The sequence below is a fragment of the SAR324 cluster bacterium genome, assembly GCA_015232315.1.
GTDB lineage: Bacteria > SAR324 > SAR324 > SAR324 > NAC60-12 > JADFZZ01.
Genome location: JADFZZ010000014.1, coordinates 23,233 through 47,528, shown reverse-complemented (window position 1 = coordinate 47,528; position 24,296 = coordinate 23,233). Strand labels below are relative to the sequence as shown.

Annotated in this window: 20 protein-coding genes; 13 read left to right on the top strand and 7 right to left on the bottom strand. The window is 46.7% G+C overall.

Translation table 11 applies throughout. The features are described from left to right. Positions 1-7 precede the first annotated feature (7 nt). Both HQM11_11190 and HQM11_11185 read right to left on the bottom strand, forming a co-directional pair. The gene (locus tag HQM11_11190) at positions 8-520 is read right to left on the bottom strand and encodes a hypothetical protein (GenBank protein MBF0351588.1); all 513 of its coding nucleotides are present in this window, start codon (positions 518-520) and stop codon (positions 8-10) included. A 4-nt stretch (positions 521-524) separates the two neighbouring features. Then, positions 525-2,225, bottom strand: coding sequence for a cbb3-type cytochrome c oxidase subunit I (locus tag HQM11_11185; protein MBF0351587.1), 1,701 nt, complete (start codon positions 2,223-2,225; stop codon positions 525-527). 363 nt (positions 2,226-2,588) lie between these two features. Between HQM11_11185 and HQM11_11180 the strand changes: the two genes are divergently transcribed. Beyond that, positions 2,589-7,868, top strand: a complete 5,280-nt coding sequence (locus HQM11_11180; protein ID MBF0351586.1) for an AAA family ATPase — start codon at positions 2,589-2,591, stop codon at positions 7,866-7,868. A gap of 108 nt (positions 7,869-7,976) precedes the next feature. On the opposite strand, the gene HQM11_11175 is transcribed toward HQM11_11180, so the two are convergent. Next, positions 7,977-9,092, bottom strand: a complete 1,116-nt coding sequence (locus HQM11_11175) for a hypothetical protein (protein ID MBF0351585.1) — start codon at positions 9,090-9,092, stop codon at positions 7,977-7,979. A gap of 256 nt (positions 9,093-9,348) precedes the next feature. Between HQM11_11175 and HQM11_11170 the strand changes: the two genes are divergently transcribed. The 11 genes from HQM11_11170 to HQM11_11120 all read left to right on the top strand — a co-directional run bounded on the left by HQM11_11170 (position 9,349) and on the right by HQM11_11120 (position 20,209). After that, positions 9,349-11,418 (top strand): thioredoxin domain-containing protein, encoded by a 2,070-nt coding sequence (locus HQM11_11170; protein MBF0351584.1) that lies wholly within the window; start codon positions 9,349-9,351, stop codon positions 11,416-11,418. Positions 11,419-11,490: 72 nt separating this feature from the next. Next, positions 11,491-12,768 (top strand): GTPase HflX, encoded by a 1,278-nt coding sequence (gene hflX, locus HQM11_11165; protein MBF0351583.1) that lies wholly within the window; start codon positions 11,491-11,493, stop codon positions 12,766-12,768. A 2-nt stretch (positions 12,769-12,770) separates the two neighbouring features. After that, positions 12,771-13,628, top strand: coding sequence for a carbon-nitrogen hydrolase family protein (locus HQM11_11160; GenBank protein ID MBF0351582.1), 858 nt, complete (start codon positions 12,771-12,773; stop codon positions 13,626-13,628). 13 nt (positions 13,629-13,641) lie between these two features. Further along, positions 13,642-14,919: a UDP-N-acetylglucosamine 1-carboxyvinyltransferase gene (murA, locus tag HQM11_11155; protein ID MBF0351581.1), complete on the top strand. Its 1,278-nt coding sequence runs from the start codon at positions 13,642-13,644 to the stop codon at positions 14,917-14,919. Then, on the top strand, positions 14,920-15,480 hold the full coding sequence (locus tag HQM11_11150) for an RDD family protein (protein ID MBF0351580.1): 561 nt from the start codon (positions 14,920-14,922) through the stop codon (positions 15,478-15,480). A gap of 18 nt (positions 15,481-15,498) precedes the next feature. After that, positions 15,499-16,737: a hypothetical protein gene (locus HQM11_11145; GenBank protein MBF0351579.1), complete on the top strand. Its 1,239-nt coding sequence runs from the start codon at positions 15,499-15,501 to the stop codon at positions 16,735-16,737. A gap of 90 nt (positions 16,738-16,827) precedes the next feature. Further along, positions 16,828-17,229: a nucleotidyltransferase domain-containing protein gene (locus HQM11_11140; GenBank protein MBF0351578.1), complete on the top strand. Its 402-nt coding sequence runs from the start codon at positions 16,828-16,830 to the stop codon at positions 17,227-17,229. Next, positions 17,222-17,665: a DUF86 domain-containing protein gene (locus tag HQM11_11135; protein ID MBF0351577.1), complete on the top strand. Its 444-nt coding sequence runs from the start codon at positions 17,222-17,224 to the stop codon at positions 17,663-17,665. Before HQM11_11140 ends, HQM11_11135 begins: the two co-directional genes overlap by 8 nt. A gap of 30 nt (positions 17,666-17,695) precedes the next feature. Continuing rightward, positions 17,696-18,445 carry a biotin--[acetyl-CoA-carboxylase] ligase gene (locus HQM11_11130; protein MBF0351576.1) on the top strand — a complete coding sequence of 250 codons (750 nt, stop codon included), beginning with the start codon at positions 17,696-17,698 and terminating at the stop codon, positions 18,443-18,445. Positions 18,446-18,451: 6 nt separating this feature from the next. Then, complete coding sequence (locus HQM11_11125; GenBank protein ID MBF0351575.1) at positions 18,452-19,219, top strand: type III pantothenate kinase; 768 nt, start codon at positions 18,452-18,454, stop codon at positions 19,217-19,219. A gap of 24 nt (positions 19,220-19,243) precedes the next feature. Next, positions 19,244-20,209 carry an SPOR domain-containing protein gene (locus HQM11_11120; protein MBF0351574.1) on the top strand — a complete coding sequence of 322 codons (966 nt, stop codon included), beginning with the start codon at positions 19,244-19,246 and terminating at the stop codon, positions 20,207-20,209. 46 nt (positions 20,210-20,255) lie between these two features. On the opposite strand, the gene HQM11_11115 is transcribed toward HQM11_11120, so the two are convergent. The 4 genes from HQM11_11115 to HQM11_11100 all read right to left on the bottom strand — a co-directional run bounded on the left by HQM11_11115 (position 20,256) and on the right by HQM11_11100 (position 23,288). After that, positions 20,256-20,474 (bottom strand): hypothetical protein, encoded by a 219-nt coding sequence (locus HQM11_11115; protein MBF0351573.1) that lies wholly within the window; start codon positions 20,472-20,474, stop codon positions 20,256-20,258. 125 nt (positions 20,475-20,599) lie between these two features. Next, entirely contained in the window at positions 20,600-21,571 is a 972-nt protein-coding gene (locus tag HQM11_11110) for an acyl-CoA dehydrogenase (GenBank protein ID MBF0351572.1), read from the bottom strand. A gap of 12 nt (positions 21,572-21,583) precedes the next feature. Further along, complete coding sequence (locus tag HQM11_11105) at positions 21,584-22,291, bottom strand: FadR family transcriptional regulator (protein ID MBF0351571.1); 708 nt, start codon at positions 22,289-22,291, stop codon at positions 21,584-21,586. 46 nt (positions 22,292-22,337) lie between these two features. Then, entirely contained in the window at positions 22,338-23,288 is a 951-nt protein-coding gene (locus HQM11_11100; protein ID MBF0351570.1) for a DUF4384 domain-containing protein, read from the bottom strand. A 252-nt stretch (positions 23,289-23,540) separates the two neighbouring features. On the opposite strand from HQM11_11100, the gene HQM11_11095 reads away from it, so the two are divergent. Next, the gene (locus HQM11_11095; protein MBF0351569.1) at positions 23,541-24,293 is read left to right on the top strand and encodes a hypothetical protein; all 753 of its coding nucleotides are present in this window, start codon (positions 23,541-23,543) and stop codon (positions 24,291-24,293) included. The last annotated feature ends 3 nt before the right edge of the window (positions 24,294-24,296 follow it).

Here is a 24,296-nt window from a genome sequence, read left to right as displayed (position 1 = left end):
CCGGTGGTTAAAGAAATAGTGCGAGTTCAATCCATAAAACCAACATTCCATACCAATATAAAATACATCCTCGCAGGGTTTCCATGTTTCTCCAGTTGGTATCAAGCCAGGAAACGGCACCAATACCGATTCCCCAGATAAATCCTGCCAGAACATGCAACGTGTGAAACATGCTCATGAGCAACGGCAGGGCTGAAACCAGCCTGAAGGAAGTCATACGTGGGTACATCTGGATAAATTCATAGTTTTTCAGCAACATATATCCCACACTCAAACCCAGGAATAGCAAAAACCAGAATCTGAAATACCAACGTTGTCCCCGATTCAGCGCTCTGGATGAAAGCGTCAGAATCACACAGCATAATGCCAACAGAACGCCACCAGATAAAAATGTTTCTGGAAGCACACTCCAGGGATTGAGTTGCGGGGTATCAAATGAAGCCGCCAGTCTGGCGAGAACCGCAAAGGCCCAGCAAATACTGAAGATAAAAATGCCAATACCCAGTCGAAGATTTCCCATAGCATTATTCAGGATGAAAGGCCCAGCCCAGAACGCCGGCAAACATAAAAATGAGTCCGGGGATGACCATCCAGAACCATGACAGCAGGCTGATCAATGCGATCACTCCACCAACGCTGATCAGAAAAGGCCAGATGGAACTACCCGGAAGGGCTCCGTGAACCTCAATCATTTCTGGATGCGCGACAACATCGGGATGCACATATTTTTCATATAAAAACGCGTCCATGGTATGCACTTTGGGTGACACCGCAAAATTATAGGGGGGCACCGGCGAGGGCACACTCCATTCAAGCGTCCGTCCATTCCAGGGATCATGAGAGGCTACTGCTCCATGATGATAACTATGAAACCAGTTAAAGATTCCCACCCCATAGCCTGTGCACCAACAGAAAAGCCCCATGGTCACCCACACAAGCGTTTCATGTGAAAACATGGCAACCCATTCAGTGAACACATGAATTCCTTCTGAACTTTGAATCACTGGCATGCAAGACAGGTAAACACCGGCAAGATGCAATATCACATGAAGAATTGACCAGTGCGGATACACATGCCGACCAGTTGCCTTGGGAAACCAGAAATAAATGGCGGCAATGCCGGATGTTAAAATCATGCTGATCAGGATCAGTTGCACATGAACTGGAGCAAGAATCAGTATGATATCCGTATAGGCGATCTTGAACATGGCGTCACCCGCTTCAATCAGGATACATATCAAGGGCACTGTGACAGCATTCAGGGACAGAATCATGGCGGGATTCAGCATGTTCTTATTGATCGACAAGGAAAAAATTCCCAGCAGACTTTGAATGCCCATGAAAGAAACCAGGACGGTTGCAAGAAAAACCGCGTTAAAATTTTCAGGAATGGGCAGAATGATACGCCACCATCCAATAATCAGTAGTAGGATGATCATGCCAAACAGGAAAATTTGTCCGGTGTATACCAGTGTCCGCTTTTTGCTGAAGGTGGAGAAAATTGAAAAAATAATCCCGAAAGACGGCAACACAAGGACCATCACTTCCGGATGAAAATTCCACATTCTGTAATCATGCATGAACATGCGCCATATCGGATTATCAATGATCGCAAATTCCCCCATTTGGTTTGCCAGAGCCTGCAACACCGCAAACATGGTTTCCAGCGGCCATTTGAGACACCAGACACAGGCCATTCCCGCACCGGCCCAAATCAGCAATGGTAGGCGTGACATTGTCATTCCTGACGTTCGCATGTTTTTGATGGTGACCAGATAACTGATGGCGTTGCAACCACTGGACATTGAGAGCAATACAATGGCTAAATATCTGGAAGAATGAGTGTTTTCCTCGAACAATACCTGGAAAATCAATGCGAACGATCCCCATACAAAACACCAGAACCCCAATCCCAGCAATCGGGGGAACGCCATTTTCCGTGCACCGATCATTAAAGGAATCAGATAGGATAACACCGCAACCATCAACGGATAGGCGAGGTGCCAGAGAATCAATCCATCACTCAGCATTGGTGGTAATTTGACGGTTGACTGGGAAATGAGTAATTTGCCCATGCTCCAGAACAAGGCATGCAGTCCCCAGAACTCTGAAAGCAGCACAGACAGGGCGACATAAAGCATTGCGATCTGTTTGTGATCTTCCGAAAGTGTTTTTCGCCATAGCCAGGAAGCGACAGATAATGTTTTTTGCGAGACAGACAACATGGATTTCACCCGGAAAAATGAAGGAACCTTAACCCCAGAATGACAAATTCTCATCAACGATTTCAAGTTGTTTTTCCTGAATAATGATGATTTACGGGTTTATCTCAAAATCCCGCCCTTCTGTATAATGCGATCTCATGAACATATTATGATAATTGCCTTGTTTTCATAGAATCAAAGCCAATCTGTTTGGCTGTTTTCTGGAATGCATAAAACTGATTGTGATCAAAGCCTTGAAATTCATAGGGCAACCATGTCAAATGCCAATCAGAATCTGATCAAGTCTGTTTTCTGTCAAGAGACATCTCAAAATTTCTTAGGAGTCTTTGACAGTCAAATAATGAAAACTGTGGAGTTCCTTCAATGGCAATCATGAATATTGCCGGATATCATGAATTGACGCTGATTCATCAGAGTGATCGAACACTGGTGTTTCGGGGAAAATCGTTGAAAACCCGGGAATCGGTTATTTTGAAAACGTTGGCCAAAGCGTATCCAGCACCTGAGGAGACGCAAACCTTGAGGCATGAATATGAATTGACCCGTTCATGGTCTATGGATGGTCTCACCCGGGCCTTGGACCTGATTGAGAGCGATGACCGACCGGTTTTGATTCTGCACGATATCGGCGGGGACTCCCTGCATAACCTGTATACTTCCGCAAAACGACCCATGCCGCTGGAAACCTTTTGGGAAATAGCGATTCGGCTGGTGCAGGCTCTGGGCAATATTCATCAGCAACAGATTATTCACAAGGATATCAAACCTTCCAATCTCATTTTCAATCCACAAACCGGTGTTGTGGCTATTATTGATTTTGGCATTGCAGACCAGATTGCCAGCGAAGTTGAGTCGTTGCGAGTAGAACAGTTTGAAGGCACCCTGGCCTATATCGCACCAGAACAGACCGGACGTATGAATCGAATGGTTGACTGGCGAGTCGATTTCTATTCTCTGGGCATCAGCTTTTATGAACTTTTGTCAGGGGCCCTGCCCTTTCCGGTAACGGATACGATGGAACTTGTTCATTGCCACATTGCCAGAACTCCGACTCCCCTGGCTCAACTCCGACCGGAACTCCCGCAAATGCTGTGTGAGATCATTGCTCGAATGATGGCAAAAACTCCCGACTCCCGTTATCAGAGCGCATTTGGTATTCAAGCCGATCTGGAGCAGTGTCGGAATTTTTGGAATCAGCAACACACGATTCCACTATTCACACTTGGTCTGCAGGATGTATCCGGAAAATTCCAGATTCCCGCCAATTTGTATGGACGGTTAGAAGAATTGGAACAATTGCGGAATGCCTTTGAGCAGGCCCTGACAGGGAACACGGTGCTGGTTCAGGTTAAAGGCCACTCTGGCGTTGGAAAAACCGCAATCATCAGGGAACTCATTCCGTTGGTGAATCAGAACCAGGGCTATTTTATTTCCGGCAAATTTGAACAATTTCAGGCCAACATTCCCTATTTTTCAATACTACAAGCGGTTCGGCAACTGGTAAGGCATCTGCTCACTGAATCTGCAGAAACTCTGGATTTCTGGAAAAAATGCCTGACGGAGGAATTGGAAGAAAACCTGTCTGTGCTGGGCGACCTGATTCCGGAATGGTCCCTCATCACGGGTGAACAGGCCCAATCCTATGAACTGTCCGGAACCAGTGCCCAAAATCGGTTCAATCAAACTTTTCTGAAATTTCTGCGGGTTTTTACCCGGAATAATAAATTTCTGGTGCTGTATCTGGATGATCTGCAATGGGCGGATTGGGCAACCCTGAAATTATTGAAATTCATCATGACCGCTCCAGATCTGAACCGGTTTCTGTTTATCACCGCCTATCGGGACAATGAAATGGCAGAGGGACATCCCTCTTTTCTGACATTGCTGGAACTGGAACAGGCTGGTGTCTCGACCCATCATATCCCCTTGAGACCTTTGCGAGTGGAACATATTCAGGCATTGCTTCGTGATACGCTTCACAACCCTGAGGATCAGCTCTATTCTCTGGCACAGTTGATCTGCCAGAAAACGCAGGGGAATCCATTTTTTGTACGGCAATTTTTTCAGACCTTGCATAAGGAAAAGCTGATTCAGTTTTCAGGATATTCCAGACAATGGGAATGGGATCTCCGACGCATTGAATCCCAAAATATCACCGATAATGTGGTTCACTTGATGTCTGATCAACTGCGGCGACTCACCCCACCCACCCTGAAACTGCTGGAATGGGCCGCCTGTCTGGGAAACCGGTTTGATACCCGGACTTTGTCCGCATTATCCGAAAACGATTGGGTGGAGATTTCCGCCAATCTGTGGGATGCCCTGTGGGACGAATTCATTCTGCCTGTCAGTGAGCATGAACTGCGGAATGCCGAGGGATTTCAATCTGGCTCGGCCAATACATTGTATCGTTTTGCGCATGATCGAGTCCGTCAGGCTGTTTATGAAAATATTGAGCCGTCCCTGAAATTCCAATTGCACCGGAAAATCGGAGAATATCTACTGAAAATGATGGAGCGTGACGAACATGAGGAATTTTTGTTTGACGCGGTGAATCATCTCAATCTCGGCTTGTCAGAAACCAGTGGCACTGAAAATCCGCAAATGGCAGAATTGAACAGCAGGGCCGCCCGTCGGGCGATGAAGGCTGTCGCGTTCGAACCGGCCATGCGCTATTTTCAGGCCAGCATCGCCTGGCTCGGGGCATCTCCCTGGGAAAATCACTATGCGCTGTGTTTGGCGCTGCACAATGACAACACTCAAGCCGCTTATCTGTCTGGTGATCTGAGCGAAGCCCAGCGACTGGTGAATCTGATTCAGCAAAAGGCCCGAACTTTTGAAGACCAACTGGATGCCTGTAATTCCCAGATCCTGCTCATGCTCCCCCGGAACAAAGGCCATGAGGCCCTGGATCTGGCGATTGATATTTTACAAAAGTTGGGTGTGTCCATTCCTCGTCATCCGGGAAAATGGCATCTGCTGACAGGTTTAATGAACACATGGCTGCTGTTGAACCGTAAAACTCCTGAAGAACTCATGACCCTTCCCCTCATGACAGAGGTCAACAAATTCAACGCCATCAAAATTCTTGTCAACATTGCACCGATGGTATTGTTTTATAAACCGGAAATGATTCCGGTCATGATGTTTGCTCAACTGAAATTATCCGTGACTTATGGCAACACCCAATGGTCTCCCTTTGCGTTTGTCAGTTACGGGGTGGTCCTGTGTGGTGGTTTGGGACAGATTGAGCGTGGCCATGAATTTGCCCGGTTGGGACTGGATCTGTTGGAAAAACTGGGTGTGTCAGATCAGGAATGTCGGGTGTTGAATGTCATCCACTTTTACATCCATCACTGGACGAGACCTCTTCAGCAATTGGTTCCGCTCCTTCTTGAAGATTATCAGAAAGGTCTCAAATCTGGCGATCTGGAATATGCTGGGTATGCGGTCAATAACTATTGCATTATCTCGTTTTTTTCCGGGAAGCCGTTGGATCTGGTACAAACTGAGATAGAAAAATATAGTAAAATTCTGAAGCACCTGGATCGGGAGCTGTTTAGTGTGTATTTGTCATTTTTTGCCCAATTGATGGCTGATCTGCAAGATGTAGCAGATCATACTGTCATGGCACCCAGAAGGCTTTTTAATGAAGAACACTGGTTGCCTCATTTTCTGGAAAAACAGGATGCTTCCTTTTTATTCAACATATATTTGTGCAAAATGATTTCATGCTATTATCACGGCAGGATTGAATTGGCCGTTGAATATGCTGACGCGGCTCAGCCATATCGGGATTCTGCCATCAGTTCTCCGATGATTCCAGTGTTTCTGTTTTTCCGGACACTGGCCTGGATAAAACTTGCGGGAACCACGGATGTTTCAGTCAGTTCGTTGCTCAGGAAAGCAAAAAAAGATATCCGGCAAATGCGTCGCTGGGCAAACAGTTCCGTCCATAATTATGCCCACAAACTGTATTTGATGGAAGCTGAATATCAGCGCGTTTCCGGAAACAGCACCAAGGCCATGGGGTTGTATCAGCAGGCCATTGATTTGGCACGACAGCATGCGTTTCCACAGGATGAAGCGCTTGCGCATGAACTTGCTGGAAGTTTTTTTGAAGGGTTCCAGCAGAATCTTTCAGCAGACGCACATTTTCGCGCGGCTCACTATGCTTATAATCGCTGGGGAGCTCATGCTCTGGTTCACAGGTTGAATCAGCGACATCTTAAATTATCGGAGGATGTTTTGCGGACTGGAAGCGTTGACGAGCATCAGACAACCGCTCATAACCAGACCTCACGCACCTTTTCCCAGCAAATTGATCTTGCCGCGGTTTTGCAGGCATCTCAGACCATTTCCAGTGAAATTGTGCTGGAAAACCTTCTCAACAAACTGATGAACCTCATGTTGAAAAACGCGGGGGCCCAGTCAGGCGTGCTGATTTTATTGGAAAATGAAACATGGAAAATCGTGGGCCAATGGCACTCAGAACAGGAACATCAAACGTCTCAGACTCCCCAACCTCTTGAGTCAATGTCAGCAGAAGGAACGACGTTACTGCCTCTCAGTCTGATTCATTATGTGATGCGTACTCGTGAAAATCTGGTTCTCGGCAATGCTGTCAATTCCCCTGATTTTTATAATGATCCCTACATCCTGCAATATCAGCCTAAATCTCTGCTTTGTACCCCCATCCAGAATCAGAACCAGATCATTGGCATGGTGTATATGGAAAACAATCTGGCGGAAGAAGCCTTCACCAGGGAACGTCTGGTTATTTTGAAAGCACTGGCTTCTCAGGCCGCTATTTCAATCGTCAATGCCCGACTTTATGAAAACCTGAAAACCACCGAACGTCTGAAGCATGAACTGGAAACTGCCCGCAGTGTGCAGGAGTTACTGATTCCCGCATCAGATCCGCAAGTTGAAGGGCTGGAACTGGCGAGTTTTTATCAATCCGCGTCAGAAAGCGGAGGCGATTGGTATGGCTACCGTTACTATGAAGCTCATGGAGTGCTGGATATTCTGATTGGCGATGTGACTGGACATGGAGTTCCTTCGGCACTCATCACTGCCATGGCCGGCAGTTTTTATAAAACACTGGATGTCTGCATGGATGATCAGGTGGAGAATGACCTTTTTCTGCGTCAGGAAAATGCATTGGCGTGGCTGAATGAAGTGTTATATTCCACCACAAAAGGTCAATATGCCATGACTTTTTTTTATGCGTCTCTGGATTTAAGGAAGTATCAGCTCACCTATACCTCTGCTGGACACAATCCTCCGTTGATATGGCATGACAACACTGTAAAAAATACGGTTGCTACGGCCAAAGAGGGAATTCATTCTTTGAATAGCCGTTCCGTACCGTTAGGCTATAAGGCACAAAATCGTTACACCAGTCAGGTTAGAAATTTACGAAAAGGGGATGTGCTGTTGTTTTATACAGATGGACTTCTGGAAAACTATAATTCACAGGGTGAGATGTTCGGCATCCGTCGCTTGAAAAATGTCCTCAAAAACACCATGGGTTGCTCTGCCACAGAAATCAAAGACCGTGTTCTGAAAACAGCCTGTCAGCATTATTCAGATCAAGCTTGGGATGACGACACAACTTTCATTGTGGCACGACTGGTTTAAGGCGAGGAATGGACAAAGAAATTGTAGGGACGAACCTGTGTGTTCGCCCTGATTCCGGGCAGACACACAGGTCTGCCCCGACGTGATAATTTTTTCGACAGTATTCGTTTAAAACAATGTCAAAGAATATCCGGACACTCCAATATAACATTTAGTGGTCGTAGCATCTGTTTTGTAATAGGCGTAAGGATGACTCCCATTGGTTTTATCCAGGGCCATGGTAGCTGTCCCACTAACACGTAAAGAGGCTGATGAAGTTCCCGCAATAGATGGTCCTATTGAACCCAGATAATCAGTAGCCGAATCTGTGGCCAGAATATAAATATAAATATGTGACTGGGCTGAACCATCCGTAACAATAGTGTAAGTGAATTTTACAGCATCCGCGATGGAGGGTACACGTTCAGCAAGGGAAAAACCAGTTATGGATGTATTTGAAACGTTTGCGATAAAATTGAGTCCGCCCTGAATACTCACATGATTTCCTGCCTGCCTGAAGGGGACAAAATTGCTGGAGCCATCATTTCTTACAGCACCCATCAGTTTTTTATAGGTGTATCCGCTGGGCAGCGTAGGTGTTGTTGAACTGGCTGATAATAGACCGGAGGTGGTGGTTCCGTTATAAATCGCCCAGATGTAATACCAGATATTGGGAGCTTCTGATCCGGTATCCAAGCCATTAGCACCCGTGGCTGTGATGTCCACAGTGGCGGAAACATTAGGGGCTATATAGGCCACATTGTCCGTATTGAAGAGGGTGAGATAATCCGCGCTTAACGTTACCTGATAGGTTGGATTGGTGGCATCAGTGCGAAGAGTTACATTCTCATTTCGGGAGGCCGGGAAATAAGCGGCATTGACTGCGCCTGTGAAGCGAGCAGTCCCCGTGACATCCAGTGTGTGAGCCGGAGTCGGGTTGTTAATGCCCACCTTGCCGGACTTGACCTGAAGCAGGGAAAGCAGTTGATTCACCGCATTGTACACACCGTTGAATTGTGCGTTCATCGTTGAAGAACTGATCACGGTTCCCGAAGAGAAATCTGTGCGGCTGATGCTAGTCGGCGTATCCGCATATCCCCAGACTGACAACAGCATGCTACCCACTACAATACCAATGATGGTTGATGGCCAGTGAAACCATTTTCTGTTTTTCCCATCTTGTTCCATTTGTGTCGTTTTATATTCCAGTTTTTCCAGTCTAGTTTGCAGTTCTTGTTCATTCATAGATCCCCCTGATAGAATGTTCCTGCTTATTGAGTCATCTGACTGTGATTTTTGTATCGGCTTTTATTTAAAAATGAAACAGGAAATTTAGAAAAGTTTCAGTGTGTCAGTCTCCGGATTGAAAAATATAATACGCATCGAAGAAACATTCTTCGCAAAAATTTCAGGGTTGTTTTTCAGAAATAATGATGAAATGCTGGTTTATTCGTAAAAACCGTAGGCTTTGATCCTCGATTATTTTTGAAAAGGTTCTGACATGACTTCTTATTCCAATCGTCTCATTCATGAGAAAAGTCCGTATTTGCTTCAGCATTCCCATAATCCTGTCGATTGGTTCCCGTGGGGACCGGATGCTTTCGACAAAGCTCGTCTTGAACAAAAACCGCTATTGATCAGTATTGGGTATGCCACTTGCCATTGGTGCCATGTGATGGAACGCGAATCGTTTGAAAATCCGCAGGTTGCTCAATTTATGAATGCTCACTTTGTCGCGATCAAGGTGGATCGGGAAGAGCGTCCGGATGTTGACAAAATCTATATGGACGCGCTCCATGCCTTTCAGCAACAGGGAGGATGGCCGCTGAATATGTTTGCCACCTCTGAGGGAATACCCTTCACCGGGGGAACATATTTTCCACCAAAGGATTCGTATGGTCGAAAAAGTTTTCTGTCTGTTCTGGAATATATCCATCAGATCTGGAGCAACGACAGGGATCAGATCTATCAGTCGGCTCAGTCCATCACCGCATTTTTACAGCAGAACGCTCAACTGAAAAGTACGCCGTTGCAGGACGCTGAAGAAATTCCGGAAAAAACATTCAAAACTTTTGTGCAGGCTTTTGACCGTGAAGACGGCGGATTTCAATTTCAGGCCAATAACAAATTTCCCCCGAGCATGGGACTCATGACGCTACTGCGCTATCATCATCGGACCCATCATCCTGGCGCTCTGGAAATGGTTGAAACAACTCTCCATAAAATGCTGGCCGGAGGTATTTATGATCAGCTTGGCGGAGGATTGAGTCGTTACAGCACCGATTATCAGTGGATGGTTCCTCATTTTGAGAAAATGCTGTATGACAACGCCCTGTTTGTCTGGAGTCTGCTCGAAACCTGGCAGGTCACCCGCCATGACAGTTACCGTGAAAGGGCCGAAGATGTGCTGACCTACATTGAGCGTGACCTGCGTTCACCAGACGGTGCGTTTTATTCCGCGGAAGACGCGGACAGTGAAGGTGTGGAAGGAAAGTTTTATGTCTGGTCCCAACAGGAATTTCGCAATCTTCTTGGACCGGAACTGTCACCGCAGGCCGAAGCGTGGTGGGGTATTAGCTCACATGGAAATTTTGAACATCAGTTGAATATTCCGCACCGTCCGGTTGCTGAAGAAGCAATGCTTCAAAAATTCAGTATTTCGAGGGATACGTTGCGTGAAAACATGCGCAAAGCTCGTGCTGTTCTGCTGGAATCCCGGTCCAGGCGTCCACGTCCTTTGCTGGATGACAAGATTCTGGTTTCCTGGAACGGATTGATGATTTCAGCGTTTGCCCGGGCCTCACGGATTTTTGAAAACGAAAATTATGCCCAAATTGCCCGACAAGCCGCGGAGTTCATATTTTCCAATATGTTTGACACGGAGGGGCGTCTTTTGCGTCGCCATCGGGAGGGTGAAGGCCGGTTTCACGCCTATCTTTGCGATCACACCCATCTGGCCATGGCCTGTCTGGATCTGTATGAAACCACCTATGAGTCGCAGTGGGTGTTTCGGGCAAAAGCATTGATGGATCAGGTCAACACGTTGTTTCGCAATGAAGAGGGTCCTTATTACGACACCGGGCATGACGCGGAAACCGTGATATGCCGGAGCATGGAAGGTTATGACGGGGTGGAGCCTTCGGGCAACAGCATGGCCGCGCTGGTATTTCTCAAACTGCATTATCTGGGGTTTGAAGGGACGTACCGTGAGGATTCCCTGCGTATTCTGGAAGGTTTTCAACAGCATCTTCATCAGGGCGGTGCCAGTTTTGCCGCCATGCAGTGGGCACTGGACTGGCATTTGTTTCCGCCAACTCAGGTGGTTATTCTGGGGAACCGTCATGATCCGGAAATTCAGGCCATGCTGTCCCATATCCGGCAGGGGTTTTATCCGGCGATCATTCCCGCGTATCTTGATCCCACGTTTGCTCCGGACCTCAAATTGGTGTTGCCGGTTTTTGAGGAACGGGTGACTGAAACACAACAGAGCAGTGCCTGGTTGTGCCGGGATCAGATGTGCGGCCTGCCCATTCATTTGGCTGAAGAATTGAAAATCCAATTGGAAACTTGATTCCAGCAGGGGATTTTGATAGTGGAAAAACAGACCATTCCTATTTCCACCTTTTGAAAATCTGAGGACCCCTTGCAGGAAATTGAACAGGACTTCGCCACAGGGAACGCATTGTTGCTTTCCCTGCATCTGCCAACACAAACCCATGAAGACGTAACCATCTCTCTCGATGAACTGGAATCGCTGGCCCGAACGATGGGGTTCAACGTGAAGGGTCGAGTCACCCAATCACGGAGCCATATTGATTCAGCGACATATTTCGGTAAGGGCAAACTGGAAGAAATCAAGCTCTTGATTGAACAGGAAGCACTGGAACTGATCATTGTGAATGCCCAACTTTCGCCCAATCAGAATCGAAATCTGGAAAAATATTTCAAATGTTCCGTGATTGACAGAACATTCATCATTCTGACAATTTTTGAAAAACACGCTCAAACCCGTGAAGCCAAACTTCAGATTGGATTGGCGCACGCTGAATATCTGTTGCCCCGGTTGGTTGGCATGTGGCAGCATCTTGATCGTGAACGTGGCGGGATCAATGCCTCACGCGGGACGGGTGAAACACAAATTGAAAAAGACAGGCAGATGCTTCGACAGCGTATCGCCAGGTTGCGTGAAGAATTGAAACATGTGGAAGAAGAACGCAAAACACAGAAAAAACGGCGTGCCTCCAATTGCCTCAATGTGAGTCTGGTGGGCTATACGAATGCTGGTAAATCCACCATCATGAATGGTTTGACCGATTCTCATCTGCTTGTTGAAGATAAACTGTTCGCGACTTTGGAATCCACCACCCGTGTGCTGGAAGACAAGTCCCGTCCCCAGATTCTGTTGTCTGATACCGTGGGTTTCATTCGGAACCTGCCCCATGAACTGGTCGCGTCCTTCCGCTCAACCCTCGAAATGGTCAATGATGCAGATCTGCTGTTGAATGTGGTGGATGCCAGCGGTGAATATGAAGATCACATTCAGACTACCTTGAGTGTGCTGGCAGAGATCGACTGTAAATCTGTGCCGATCCTGACGGTCTTCAACAAGACCGATTTGATTTCGCCCCTGGAACAGGCAATGCTGCAAAAAAAATATCCGGAGGCCATTCTTGTTTCCGCCGAACATCAGCAACTGGATGAATTACGGCAAAAAATTCTCAAATTTTTTGAAAAACGAATGGAAACGATTTCGGTGTGTCTGGATTATCAGGATACCGGCAATCTGAAAGAAATTTATGAATGGAGCCGGGTGGATAAAATTGACTACAAAGATGACGCGATTTATCTCACACTCACCGGGTTGCCCGCCAATCTCAACCGTTTGCGCCACCATCTGGACGCCCATATCAAAGGAACCTGAACATGACTCATCGTATTGGACTCGTGCAGATGAATTCTGTCGAGGATTTTGACACAAATCTGGCCTTTGCCCGGAAAATGATCCAGCAGGCCAGCGAAGAAAAACTATCACTGGTGGCGTTTCCCGAAATGTTTTTGTATGTCGGAGAAAATCAGGAAGAAAAAAACCGGATCGCGCAATGTCTTGAAACATTCACTCTGCCCCTGTTTCAGGAAGAAGCCTCCAGGCATCACATTTCTATTTTAATGGGCAGTGTCAATGAACCTTCACCGGATGATGCAACAGCAAGATCCTATAATTCCTCATTTCTGATTGACGCCACCGGGAATGTGAAGGCGGTTTACCGGAAAATACACTTGTGTGATATTGATTCACCCAATTTGAAAAATATTGAATCCAGAAACATCAAACCTGGTTGTCAGGCGGTTGTGGTTCCCCATGAGATTGGCAACATTGGTCTGGCGATCTGCTATGATCTGCGTTTTCCAGGCTTGTTTCAGCATCTGAGGCTTCAAGGCGCTGATATTATTTTTCTGCCCTCAGCGTTTTTTCTGCAAACCGGCAAAGACCACTGGTTTCCTTTGCTGCGTGCCCGCGCCATTGAAAATCAGGTCTATATCGCGGCTCCGGCGCAATGGGGCCATCACTACGGAAACAGGGTTTCTTACGGCAATACCGTTTTGATTGATCCGTGGGGAACTGTGCTGGCGTGTGCTCCTGAATATCCCTGTCTGATTGATGGGGCCATTGATCTGGAATATCTCCGGAGGATCCGACAAAATATGCCGGTGCTTGAGCACCTGCGCTATGAATGTTACGGGATGTCTGGAAATTCACATCCCGCCCCTTCATCCTCCTGACGAAAGGTTTTTTGTGGAACAATTTATTGTGGAAGGAGGTATTCCTCTTTCCGGAGAAATCACCCCGGCAGGCAACAAAAATGAAGCGCTTCCGGTACTTGCCGCTGCTTTGCTCACCGAAGAACCTGTCATTTTGAGGAACATTCCTCTAATCGCCGATATTCTGGACATGCTGGCGATGCTTGAGGATATCGGCGTGAAGGTCGTCAAACTGGATGATCATGTTTATCAACTCCAGGCCAAAGACCTCACTTCCGATCAGCCTTCTTCAGAGCTGGCGTCACGGATTCGAGGTTCATTCCTGCTGGCGGGACCCATGCTCAACCGCTATGGGTCGATCCACCTGCCGGCTCCGGGTGGCGATAAAATTGGCATACGTCCTGTAAGCACTCACCTCCAGGCGTTGAAACATCTGGGCGCGTCCATTGTGCTGGAACAAGGGACATATCACATGGAAACAACAGGACTCCGGGGAGCTGAGGTTTATCTGGATGAAGCCAGTGTGATGGCTACCGAAAATGTGATCATGGCGGCAGTGATGGCCTGGGGCGGCACCACCATTTACAATGCCGCATGTGAACCGCATGTCCAGGGATTGTGCCATATGCTGATTGCGATGGGAGCCCGTATCACAGGTATTGGAAGCAACATGCTCACCATTGACGGAGTGGCTCATCTGCATGGTTGTGATTACACCCTGCAACCGGATCATATTGAAGTGGGATCTTTCATCGGTTTGGCCGCGGTGACACGCAGTGAACTGCTGATCAAGCAGGCGGGCAGTCGTCATTTGCGCATTATCAGAATGATGTTTGAACGGCTTGGTGTGACAACAGAAGTACAGGGCAATGATTTGCTTGTGCCCAAACAGCAGGAAATGAGAGTGCAAACCATTCCTTCTCAGGGTGTTCCCAAAATTGATGACGCTCCATGGCCGGGCTTTCCTGCGGATCTCACCAGCATCATGACCGTTGTGGCAACGCAATGCACCGGAACGGTGCTGATTTTTGAAAAAATGTTTGAAAGCCGGCTTTTCTGGGTGGATAAACTCATTGCCATGGGAGCGCATATCATCTTGTGTGATCCTCATCGGGCTGTCATTTCAGGACCGTGCCAACTGACCGGGATTCCCGTGTCTTCACCGGATATCCGGGCCGGTATGTCTCTGCTGATCGCCGCGCTTGGCGCGCAAGGCGTCAGCGTCATTCAGAATATTCACCAGATAGATCGTGGGTATGAAAACATTGACATTCGCCTCAAGTCTCTGGGCGCAAGAATTCAAAGGAAATAAATGCACGTTGTTTCATGTCCGCACTGCTTTCAAACCACCAAAGTTTCCCGGAAATCCAATCCCTATTGTCCGGTTTGCCACATGCCTCTGAAAACAGTGTCCGTCAACCCGCAGGGTTCTGATGTGAATGCGCCTGTGATGGCCAGAATCCTGGCACGTCTGCTGGATTATACGATTATCGCGATTTGCGGATGGGGGGTCAATTTTTTCACGCATGGTCTCTTTTTCAAGAGTCTGCATTTGACGAGTGGCACCCCGATGACGGCGGCCATGCGCTATGCCATGCTACTGGAACTCACATTGTCCCTGGGATATTTCATCATTTTCCACACAATCCATGGCAAAACACCGGGCAAGGCTGTCATGGGGATCTTCCTGCGGCAATATACTGAAAAACCTGTCCGGATCATTCATCAGGTTTTGAGAGAAATCGCTGTCTGGCTGATGCTGATGACCGGTGGATGGATGTTTCTGTCAATTCTGTTTTCATCACGTCGCCGTGGATTGCATGACTGGCTCAGTGGAACCAGAGTGTGTCTGATTGATTCCGATTCTTATTGATTGCCGCGGTGTCAGCGTATGCGTTTTATAAAGCTTTCATCCAGAAAAGGAATCGCGCTACTGCTGACACTGGTGATTTTGATGCTAATTTCCATCTATCTCACCGAATTCACCTTTGAAACGACGCTGGAAGTGCAGGCCATGCAGAGTTTTGAATCCGCGTTCAAAGCCAGAGGTGCCGCCAAATCCATGTTCAAAGCCATTCTTGTCGGACTGGAAAGTGAGGAGGAACCCAAATTTTTTATAGGCCTCCGTCAGATTTACCAGTTGGGTGGAACCGGCGAAGTTTCTGTGCTGAATCCGCCACCTCCCATCGCCTTGCCGGAAGGCATTCTGCCTGATTTTGAAGATGTCACCATCTATGCTCCCATCGTGCGTCCCATTGATCATCTGTTTGATCTGAACCGTATCCAGTCCGACAGTCTCACCCGACGGGCCAAAAGCAAGGAGGACTGGTTGCTTTGCAATCAGTTTTACAATGCTGTGAGCGTGATTCAGATTCCTGACACCATGCATCCTGTCGAAGGGCAGGAGGTGGTTACCAAACCGTTGGAAAGCATTCAGATTTTGTCAATTTATGCCGGAATATTTGACTGGATGGATAAAAACTCCACAGAACCCTACAGTCCGGACTTTGGTGCTGAAAATGTGGATTACATCGGAATCGAACCGGAAATTTTTGTTAAAAACCGGCACCTGGACAGATTGGGCGAGGTCCGGGTCATCAAGGGCGTGGCTGAGGCATTTCCTGACAGGGATTTTTGGTACCAGTCGTGGAAAAAGAATTTTACCGTATATCCTGTGGGTATCAAAGGCGATCTTGGTGCGGCGGAACGACGAATCAATGTCAATCTGGCGACCAGTGAGGAAATTCAGCAGTTTCTGGTTCAGTTCAATGATGAAACTCCATGTACCACCGATTCAGAAACCGAACTCGACAAGGTTCGTCTGGAATATTCCAATCCTGATGTAGCCAAAAGCATTGCGGAAACCCTGACCGCGAAAGATGAACAGGGACAGCGAAAATTTAATTCTTCCAAGGATATCTATGACGCCTTGAAGTTACTGGAACTGGAATATTACAGTAAATCGAAGGATTTTTTCATTGAGTACAGCAACTGGTATGAAATCCGTCTCATTGCGGAAGTGCTGGGGATCCAGGCGGAAGTCCTTGCGATTGTGGAAATTCAGGGACGGGACAAGAACGGAAAAGCCAAACCCGGGAGCACCCGAATCGCGGATTTTATTTTGCGTTAATTCAAGATGTTACTAAAGTGCCCATTTGTTTAGACATATTAAACTGCGACAGTGTTTTGATGGCGTTCAAACAAAATTCAGGAGATGGTTATGATTTCTACCGCTTCTCTTTTCCATAAGATTGAAGCAATTCTTGACAGACACCCTGAAATTCTGGTTGCGACAGTGTTTGGGTCAGCGATAAAAAACCGGATGACTCCAGAAAGTGATATTGATATTGCTATAGCCGCTGAACATGCTCTCACCTTTGAACAAAAACAGGAGATATACCTTGATTTTGCGACCAGTCTGCCTTGTGAAGTGGACCTGATTGATTTGCATCAGGTTGATGGCCCGCTTCTGCAACAAGCCTTGTGTGGCAACATGATTAAAAAAATCTCATCGCCGCTATTGGCCTCGCTTTTCAGAAAAATGTGGTACAACCAGGCGGACATGATGCCTTACACGAGAATGATTCTAAAAAAACATGCGGAAAGATTGGCTTATGGATGAAATGATTCTACTGGTAAAAATGGAATCCTTGAACCATTGTCTGGATCGGATCCAAAGCAAAATGCCAATCAGTCAGGCAACACTTCAGTCTGATTGGGATTTGCAAGACATCGTGACGTTGAATCTTCAGCGAGCGATTCAAATTTGTGTAGATATAGCTTCTCACATTAACGCTGAACTATCTTTACCGGCGCCCATGAACATGTCAGAAAGTTTTATGCATTTGGAGCAGGCAAAGGTGATCAGTCCTTACATCGTGGAGCGTATGAAAAAAAGTGTAGGGTTTCGCAACATTCTCGTCCATGCTTATGAATCAGTAGACTGGAATATTGTTCATGCCATTCTGACGCAACATCTTCAGGACTTTAAACGCTATGCGAAAGAAGTGTTGGACTGGTATGAATATCAAAGGGAAACAACGGAACTTAAGGGATAAAAATTGAACCTTCAGAAACCAGAAAGACATATGCCTTATCATATTGGTCAACAGATCATCCGGTTGGATGAAATAGATTCTACCAACACCTACCTGCTCAATCATCCGGAGCATTTGAGCCATCCGGGTCTTGTGGTGATCACAGCTCGACAAACCGCAGGCAAGGGGCGACTCGGGCGGCGATTTGTTTCTTTGGCTGACAAAAATCTGACATTTTCCATTGCCATTCATCCTTCGGTGAGTATGGAATCGATTGGAATTTATTCTCTGCTGGCAGGAATTGGTGTGGCCCGGGCGCTGGAACCTTTGCTGGAAAAAACCCCCAGATTGAAATGGCCGAATGACATTCTCATTGGCACCAGAAAAATATGCGGGATTCTGCTGGAATCGACCTCATTGAAAAATCAGATTGTCCTGGTCATGGGAATTGGTGTGAATTGTCTGGGACAACCGGAGGATTATCCGGAAGATCTGCAATCCATTGTCACCACCATGGCTCAGGAATCCACCCGGAAAATTGAGATGGAATCCGTTTTTCAGCAGATCCTGACGCATCTGAATGCTGTTCTTGATCAGTTTGATCAACAGGGATCTTCATTTTTACTGGAAGAATGGCTAGTCCGGGCCAGCGCGTTGAACCAACCGGCACGTTATCAGACCCAGAACGGCTGGAGTGAGGGTGTGATTGAGCAATTGTCTCCGGAAGGCTATTTGCTGATCCGCACACCTGAAGGAACGCTCATTCCGCATATTTCCGGCGATGTTCAATATATCGGATGACCGACCATGCTACTCGCTTTTGATATTGGCAACACCAAAGTTTCCACGGCTGTTTTTCAGGACAGTTCCATTATCCACAGGGGAAAATTTCCATCCAGACGATCTGGCACTGCCATAGATTACCAGCAACAGATTGCGGAATTTCTGTTAAGCTCAAAAATTTCATTATCAACGATTGAGGATGTGATTTTTTCAAGCGTCGTCCCTGAATTATCGGTGGCTTTTCATAAAATGGCCCAAAACTTGATAGGAAAAAAGGCAATTCAGGTGTCTCCTGACTTGAATCTCGGGATACGTCTGGATGTGGATTTTCCGGAAAAAGTGGGGCAAGACCGGATCGCAACTGCGGTCGCGGCGTATGAAATGTTTCATGAATGTGTGATTGTGCTGGATATGGGGACAGCCACCACCATTGATCTTGTTTCACAGGATGGCATTTTCCAGGGAGGGATCATATGCCCAGGGATGGGCATACTTTCTAATGTGCTCACAAAAAATACCTCCCAACTGTTTCAGGTACCGCTGGAGCCTCCAGTCCATGTGATTGGAAAAAACACGGAGGATTGCCTGAAATCCGGAATTTTTTTTGGATATATCGGAATGATTCGTTCGCTGATTCAGCAAATTATAACCACGCTGGATGAATCACCTGTACTGGTTGCCACCGGTGGAATCGCGGCAATTTTGAAAACACATATTCCTGAAATTCCTCACTGGATTGACGATTTGTTATTGACAGGATTGTTGAACATCTATCAAAAAAACCGGAATTGATTTTTTCCGGACAAGGACAGTGTTATGGCAGACGAGCTTGATGATTTAGGCGATTTTGGCGGAGATTCCGGGTTTTCCGATGGAATTGATGATTTCATGGAAACCGATCTCGGTGGCGGAGGAGATGGCGATAATGAGCTGGACTCATTTTTTGAAGATCTTTCCACCATTGATGATCTGGAAGTGCAGGATGAAACTCCTGCCGCTGAAGAACCTGAACAGGAGATGGCAGAAGAAACTCCGATCATGGAAGATTCTCTGGAGGAACCCGAAGAAAAGAAACCTATTCTGGTACCTGCGATTATCGCCAGTGTGATTGGGATTGTTCTTGGCTTGCTCACTGTGGCAATCTTATGGTTTGTGAACAAACCGCCCGCACCATTCCCGGAACCGGAACCGGTACCTGTCGCCATGCCCAAACCGGAACCCGTTTACCAGCCATTGCCACCACCAGTGGTACGATATGAACCGCCACCACCTCCGCCGCCACCGCCTGAGGTGAAAAAAAACCGGTTTTATCTTCAGGTCGCAAATTGTGTGTATAAGGAATGTGTTGATGATTACCGTTTTCTCCTGAAAAAATATGGTTATCCCGCAAAGACGGAAACAGTGTCTGACATCACACCCATGACGGAAGTGATTTCCACAAAAACATTAAGGGAAGAAGATGCCTCTGTCTGGGTGGATCGTATCAATCGGGAAAATCAGCTCACAGGACAGGCTTATCGTCAGCAGGCAGGCAATCAATACAAGGTTTCGATGGGATTGTTTCCTGATCTGGACACCGCAAACCGGGTCAAGGCCCACTTGAATCAGATTTATACCGGACAGTTGTTTTTTGAAGCGGCTCCGGCAGAACAACGGATTCAGCATTTCAAGGTTTATACGGGACCCTATGAATCAAGGCAGGAATCTGTCGAGGTTCAAAAGCTTCTCATGATGAAAGATCCCAGATTTCAGGGAACCTTTATCGCCTCCCGGATTGAATAAGGCAGGCCTGTCAGCGTGTCGGGCAGTGTAAACGACAAGGGGGTTCTTATTTTTCCAGCAAAATGATTTCACCCTTCCACTGCTCAGAGGGTGGACTCTCCAGACATCGCTGTGCCTGAAAGACCATGAAGGTTGCCGCGGCATCTTCATAGTTCCGGGAAATTTGGGAAAACAAATCAAGGGCTGTTTGAAAATCCTGCTGGTAAAACGCCAGTAAACCTTCTTCATAGTCGTTTTTCAGATCTGACCTTTGACCTAATGGCACTTCCTTAAGGAATCGCTCATCAACAACATTCCCAACTATAAATATTCCTCTCCATAGCTGTGTTTTGGATGGTTGGAGGCAAATGGGTAATTTATTTCTGTGCGATTCCTAAGCTGAATATCCATTCAACTCCGCATCCCCAGTTTTTCCCGGGCATTGCTCAAACGTTTCTTCCGTGCTTTTTCAGCAACAGCTAATAATTTTTTATCACGTTCCCACATGCTGGCAATGACATCATCGGTTCTGGACCATAACGGTTCCAGGTTTTCCAGGACTTCATGAAATTGCCCCAACACACCGGCCAGCACAAGGTGTGATGCCGCATGATTCAGGTCTGACAAAACCAGCATTCTGAAGGCGGCAAACAAACTCAGCAATCGTTCCACCAGTTCTTCCGGCCAGTCAAAACGCAGGGCAATCTGCAACAGGTATCCGATGATTGCCGAAAGCAAATGAATATCTTCCACTGTCCGAAAGGGTTTGATGTAATCCTGATATCCATCACCGGATAAAATCTGGTGGGGCATGACAGGGCAATGTTTCAATTCAATGCGGGAGTGAGGAACTTCCGGTACAAATGGCAACAGTGGCAGGTTGTGGAACACAAGCCCATGAGTGGTGGCAGGCAATTGCACCATTTTGATTATATTTTGACCATTTTCATGGATTCCTGTGCTTGCGGCAATCAGTAGCAGATCAGCATGGAGTCCCATGGTCACAAAGCTTTTCTCTCCTGAAAGTGTGCCGTCTGCTGATTCTGGCGCTAGATTCAATTGTGTTTGAATCGCGCCCGGATGACCGCCACCCTGCTCGGTCACACAAAAGGCCGCCAGCTTGTTGACCGGTGTTGACGGTATCAGACAGCGGATGGCCGCCTGATAACCTGCGGCAAAGGCATATCCCATTGAGGGGGCGACAACACCTCCAACAAGGGCTTGATCTATGGGAAGATCCCAGTCTGAAATCAACGGCAGGTGATGGTGCCACCATTCTTTCAATGGTGCTTCAGGGACCAGTATTTCAGGAAATTTCAACGAGAATATCCAGGTGATCAAATCAGTGAAACGCCTGGAGCCTGTAGTCAATGCTTGTGACATAATCAGTCTCCTTTATCGTTTATTGTCAGTCTGGTGCCACAAAGTGATTCCCTGAGTGAGATACTCACGGGCCAGACGTTCCGCGTTTGCCGGTTCATGTTTCTTCACGGCCTCCAGAATCGCCTGTTGCGATTTTGTTTTCATGGCTCCGGCAAGAGGTCTGAACAGGGCAACCTGTTTTTCATACAAGGATTTGATGGTGTTCATCAGCAGGATATAGACCATGTTTTTACTGCACAATCCCAGCAGATAAAAAAACTCAAAATCCAGCAACATGTAATTTTCAGGAGTGTTGCTTTGTTCAAGTTGCTGAAGAATTTTTTCCAGGTGTGCCAAATCTTCTGGTGCCGCACGCAACGCTGCCAGTCTTGCGACTTCTCCACCCAGCAAAACGCGGGTTTCCATAATATTTTCCACAATTTTAAAGTTGATCTCATCGCCTTCCCGCATCAGATGAGTCAACAAATCCATGCTGGCATTGCGGAAATCTCTGACAGTGATTCCCTGTCCCTGGTGAATGACAATCAACTTGAGCTGTTCCAGGGTTTTGAGCGCTTCACGGAGTGTTGTTCTTGTGACTTTGAACCTTGTGGCCAGAGTTCGTTCCGGTGGTAACTTTTCTCCTGGAGGAACCACTCCTTGCAAAATATAGTTTCTCAGCATTTCCGCAACCTGCTGTGAGGCTTTAATTTTTTTTTCCGGAGGAAGATCCTGCGTCATAGTCAATCATTGCTACAATGTTGATGCTCACCCAAATAAAGCAAAATTATCGTACATGGCTCAGTCGGATCATTTCCACAAACGCACCATTGCCCTGTAGCAATTCGCCCAACTTGGAGTCCAGTTCACCATTGGAAACCTTTGTTGACGGCTTGGAGTTGGATTGTTTTTTCAGGGCGATGCCTCGAGATGCGACCGCTTTTTCCAATTGGGCACCTGTCGCCTGATATTGAGACGGGTTTTTGCTGGATTGTAATTTCACAAACAATTCATCCAGATCATTCATGGGGGTTGTGGACATCACAAAATAAAACGTTTCCTGTCCCGGATTATGGTCAAAACCAAACACCACATCACTGTCCAAGGGTGGAAAATAATATTTCTGCCCTTTTTTCAACGGATTTTTATGTTGGGACACCTCCGTGTTGGGAAAAATCACAAAATAGTTTTCCTGCGTATCCCGATTGATCACATAGGCATACACATCGTCATCCGGCTGAAGCATCACATTGAATTTTTCCCCTTCCCTGACTTCCCGTCCTTCTCTGTAAGGCACACTGTTCTGGTCATACAGTGCCACTACTGCCGATACCGGCTGACAGTCACTTTTCATTAAATGCTTGTATTGGCTACAAATCTGCGCTCTTTCTGTTTGGGTGAGTGTGCCATAGATGCCTTGAAGCAGCGCATGAATCACACCGTCCGTTCCGGGAGTTTTGGAGGTTCCCACTATATTCAATTGAGGTCCTGAAAGCGTGAGTAAAAACCCCTGCATGGATTCGCTCACACTGACAGTATAGGTGCAATCTGACGGACGAACCCCTGAAAACGGTGGAGGCTCAACCGGAACCCGATATTGATTAACAATGGGGATCAGCAGGGATTGAATCAGTTTTCCATCAAAATTTCCGGCACGTTCCACCAGCAGATAGCAAGTTTCCGCATGAGAAATGGTAACAAACCCTGTGAATAATAAGATTAGAAACAATTTCTTCATTTGCCTCCATAATAATGGTATTGTTAAAAAAACCGGAATTTAAGCGTATAAACCTTGATGGAACAGATATGCCAGTTTGTACCATTGAGAGCAAGCAGTAAGTTGAATCAGGGAAAAACTTGCATGGACAGTTCAAAACTTCAGGTATTTTATCCTTGCGCATAAAGACTTCTGTTTGCTAATCTTGGAAAAGTATAAAATGGAGAGAACAAAATGTCAGGAAAAGGAAACAACTTGAATCATGAGCCATCAATGATGTGGATTAAATCTGTTGCTGTCATAGGAATATTGTTATCATCCATGCTGTCTGGATGTTCTTCAACTTTAAGGTATGGAGCGGCAGGCAGTTCTTTATCAATTTCCGGAATGCAAGATGCCTGGCTGAATGATTATGCTGTCTCGGGCGAAGACGCAGAATCCGAAGCGGTTCACATTCCCTACAGTAAATACCAGACTGAAGCCATGCGCCCCGGGATGTATTTTGGCGGAAATATAGGACCTTATCTGATGCAGGAACTCTATATTGGCATGGAACCCGGAAGAACTTATCGAATAGCACAGGGATTGACCATGTGGAATCTGGGATTTGTGATGAATCTCAAGATGAGCAACAATATCCAGTTTAATTTTATCCCCGGAGGTGGCGTCTATTATTACTCAAAAAAAGAAGAATTGCCGCCAATGAATGGCCGGATTAATGCTCCTGATGAAGATTTTACGGGTCGAGCCCCTATTCTGCTTACTTCTACCGGTGCGGTTTCCAAATTTGTCTGGGAAATTCTGTATCAGGGGATGTTTTTCCAGATTGGTGGTCAGCATTCCGTAGCCCCCCCTCCTACGATCATGATTGGAGAAAAAACTTCGGCAGGAACCGCTCAATTACACGCGAGACAGTGCGTCGGGGAATCTGGAAAAAATCTAGCATGCGCAGACTATTTCAATCCGGTGGAAAAAGCGCAGGTCAGCGTCTCTGGAGCATTTCTGGCCATTGGATTTATCTACTGAAGT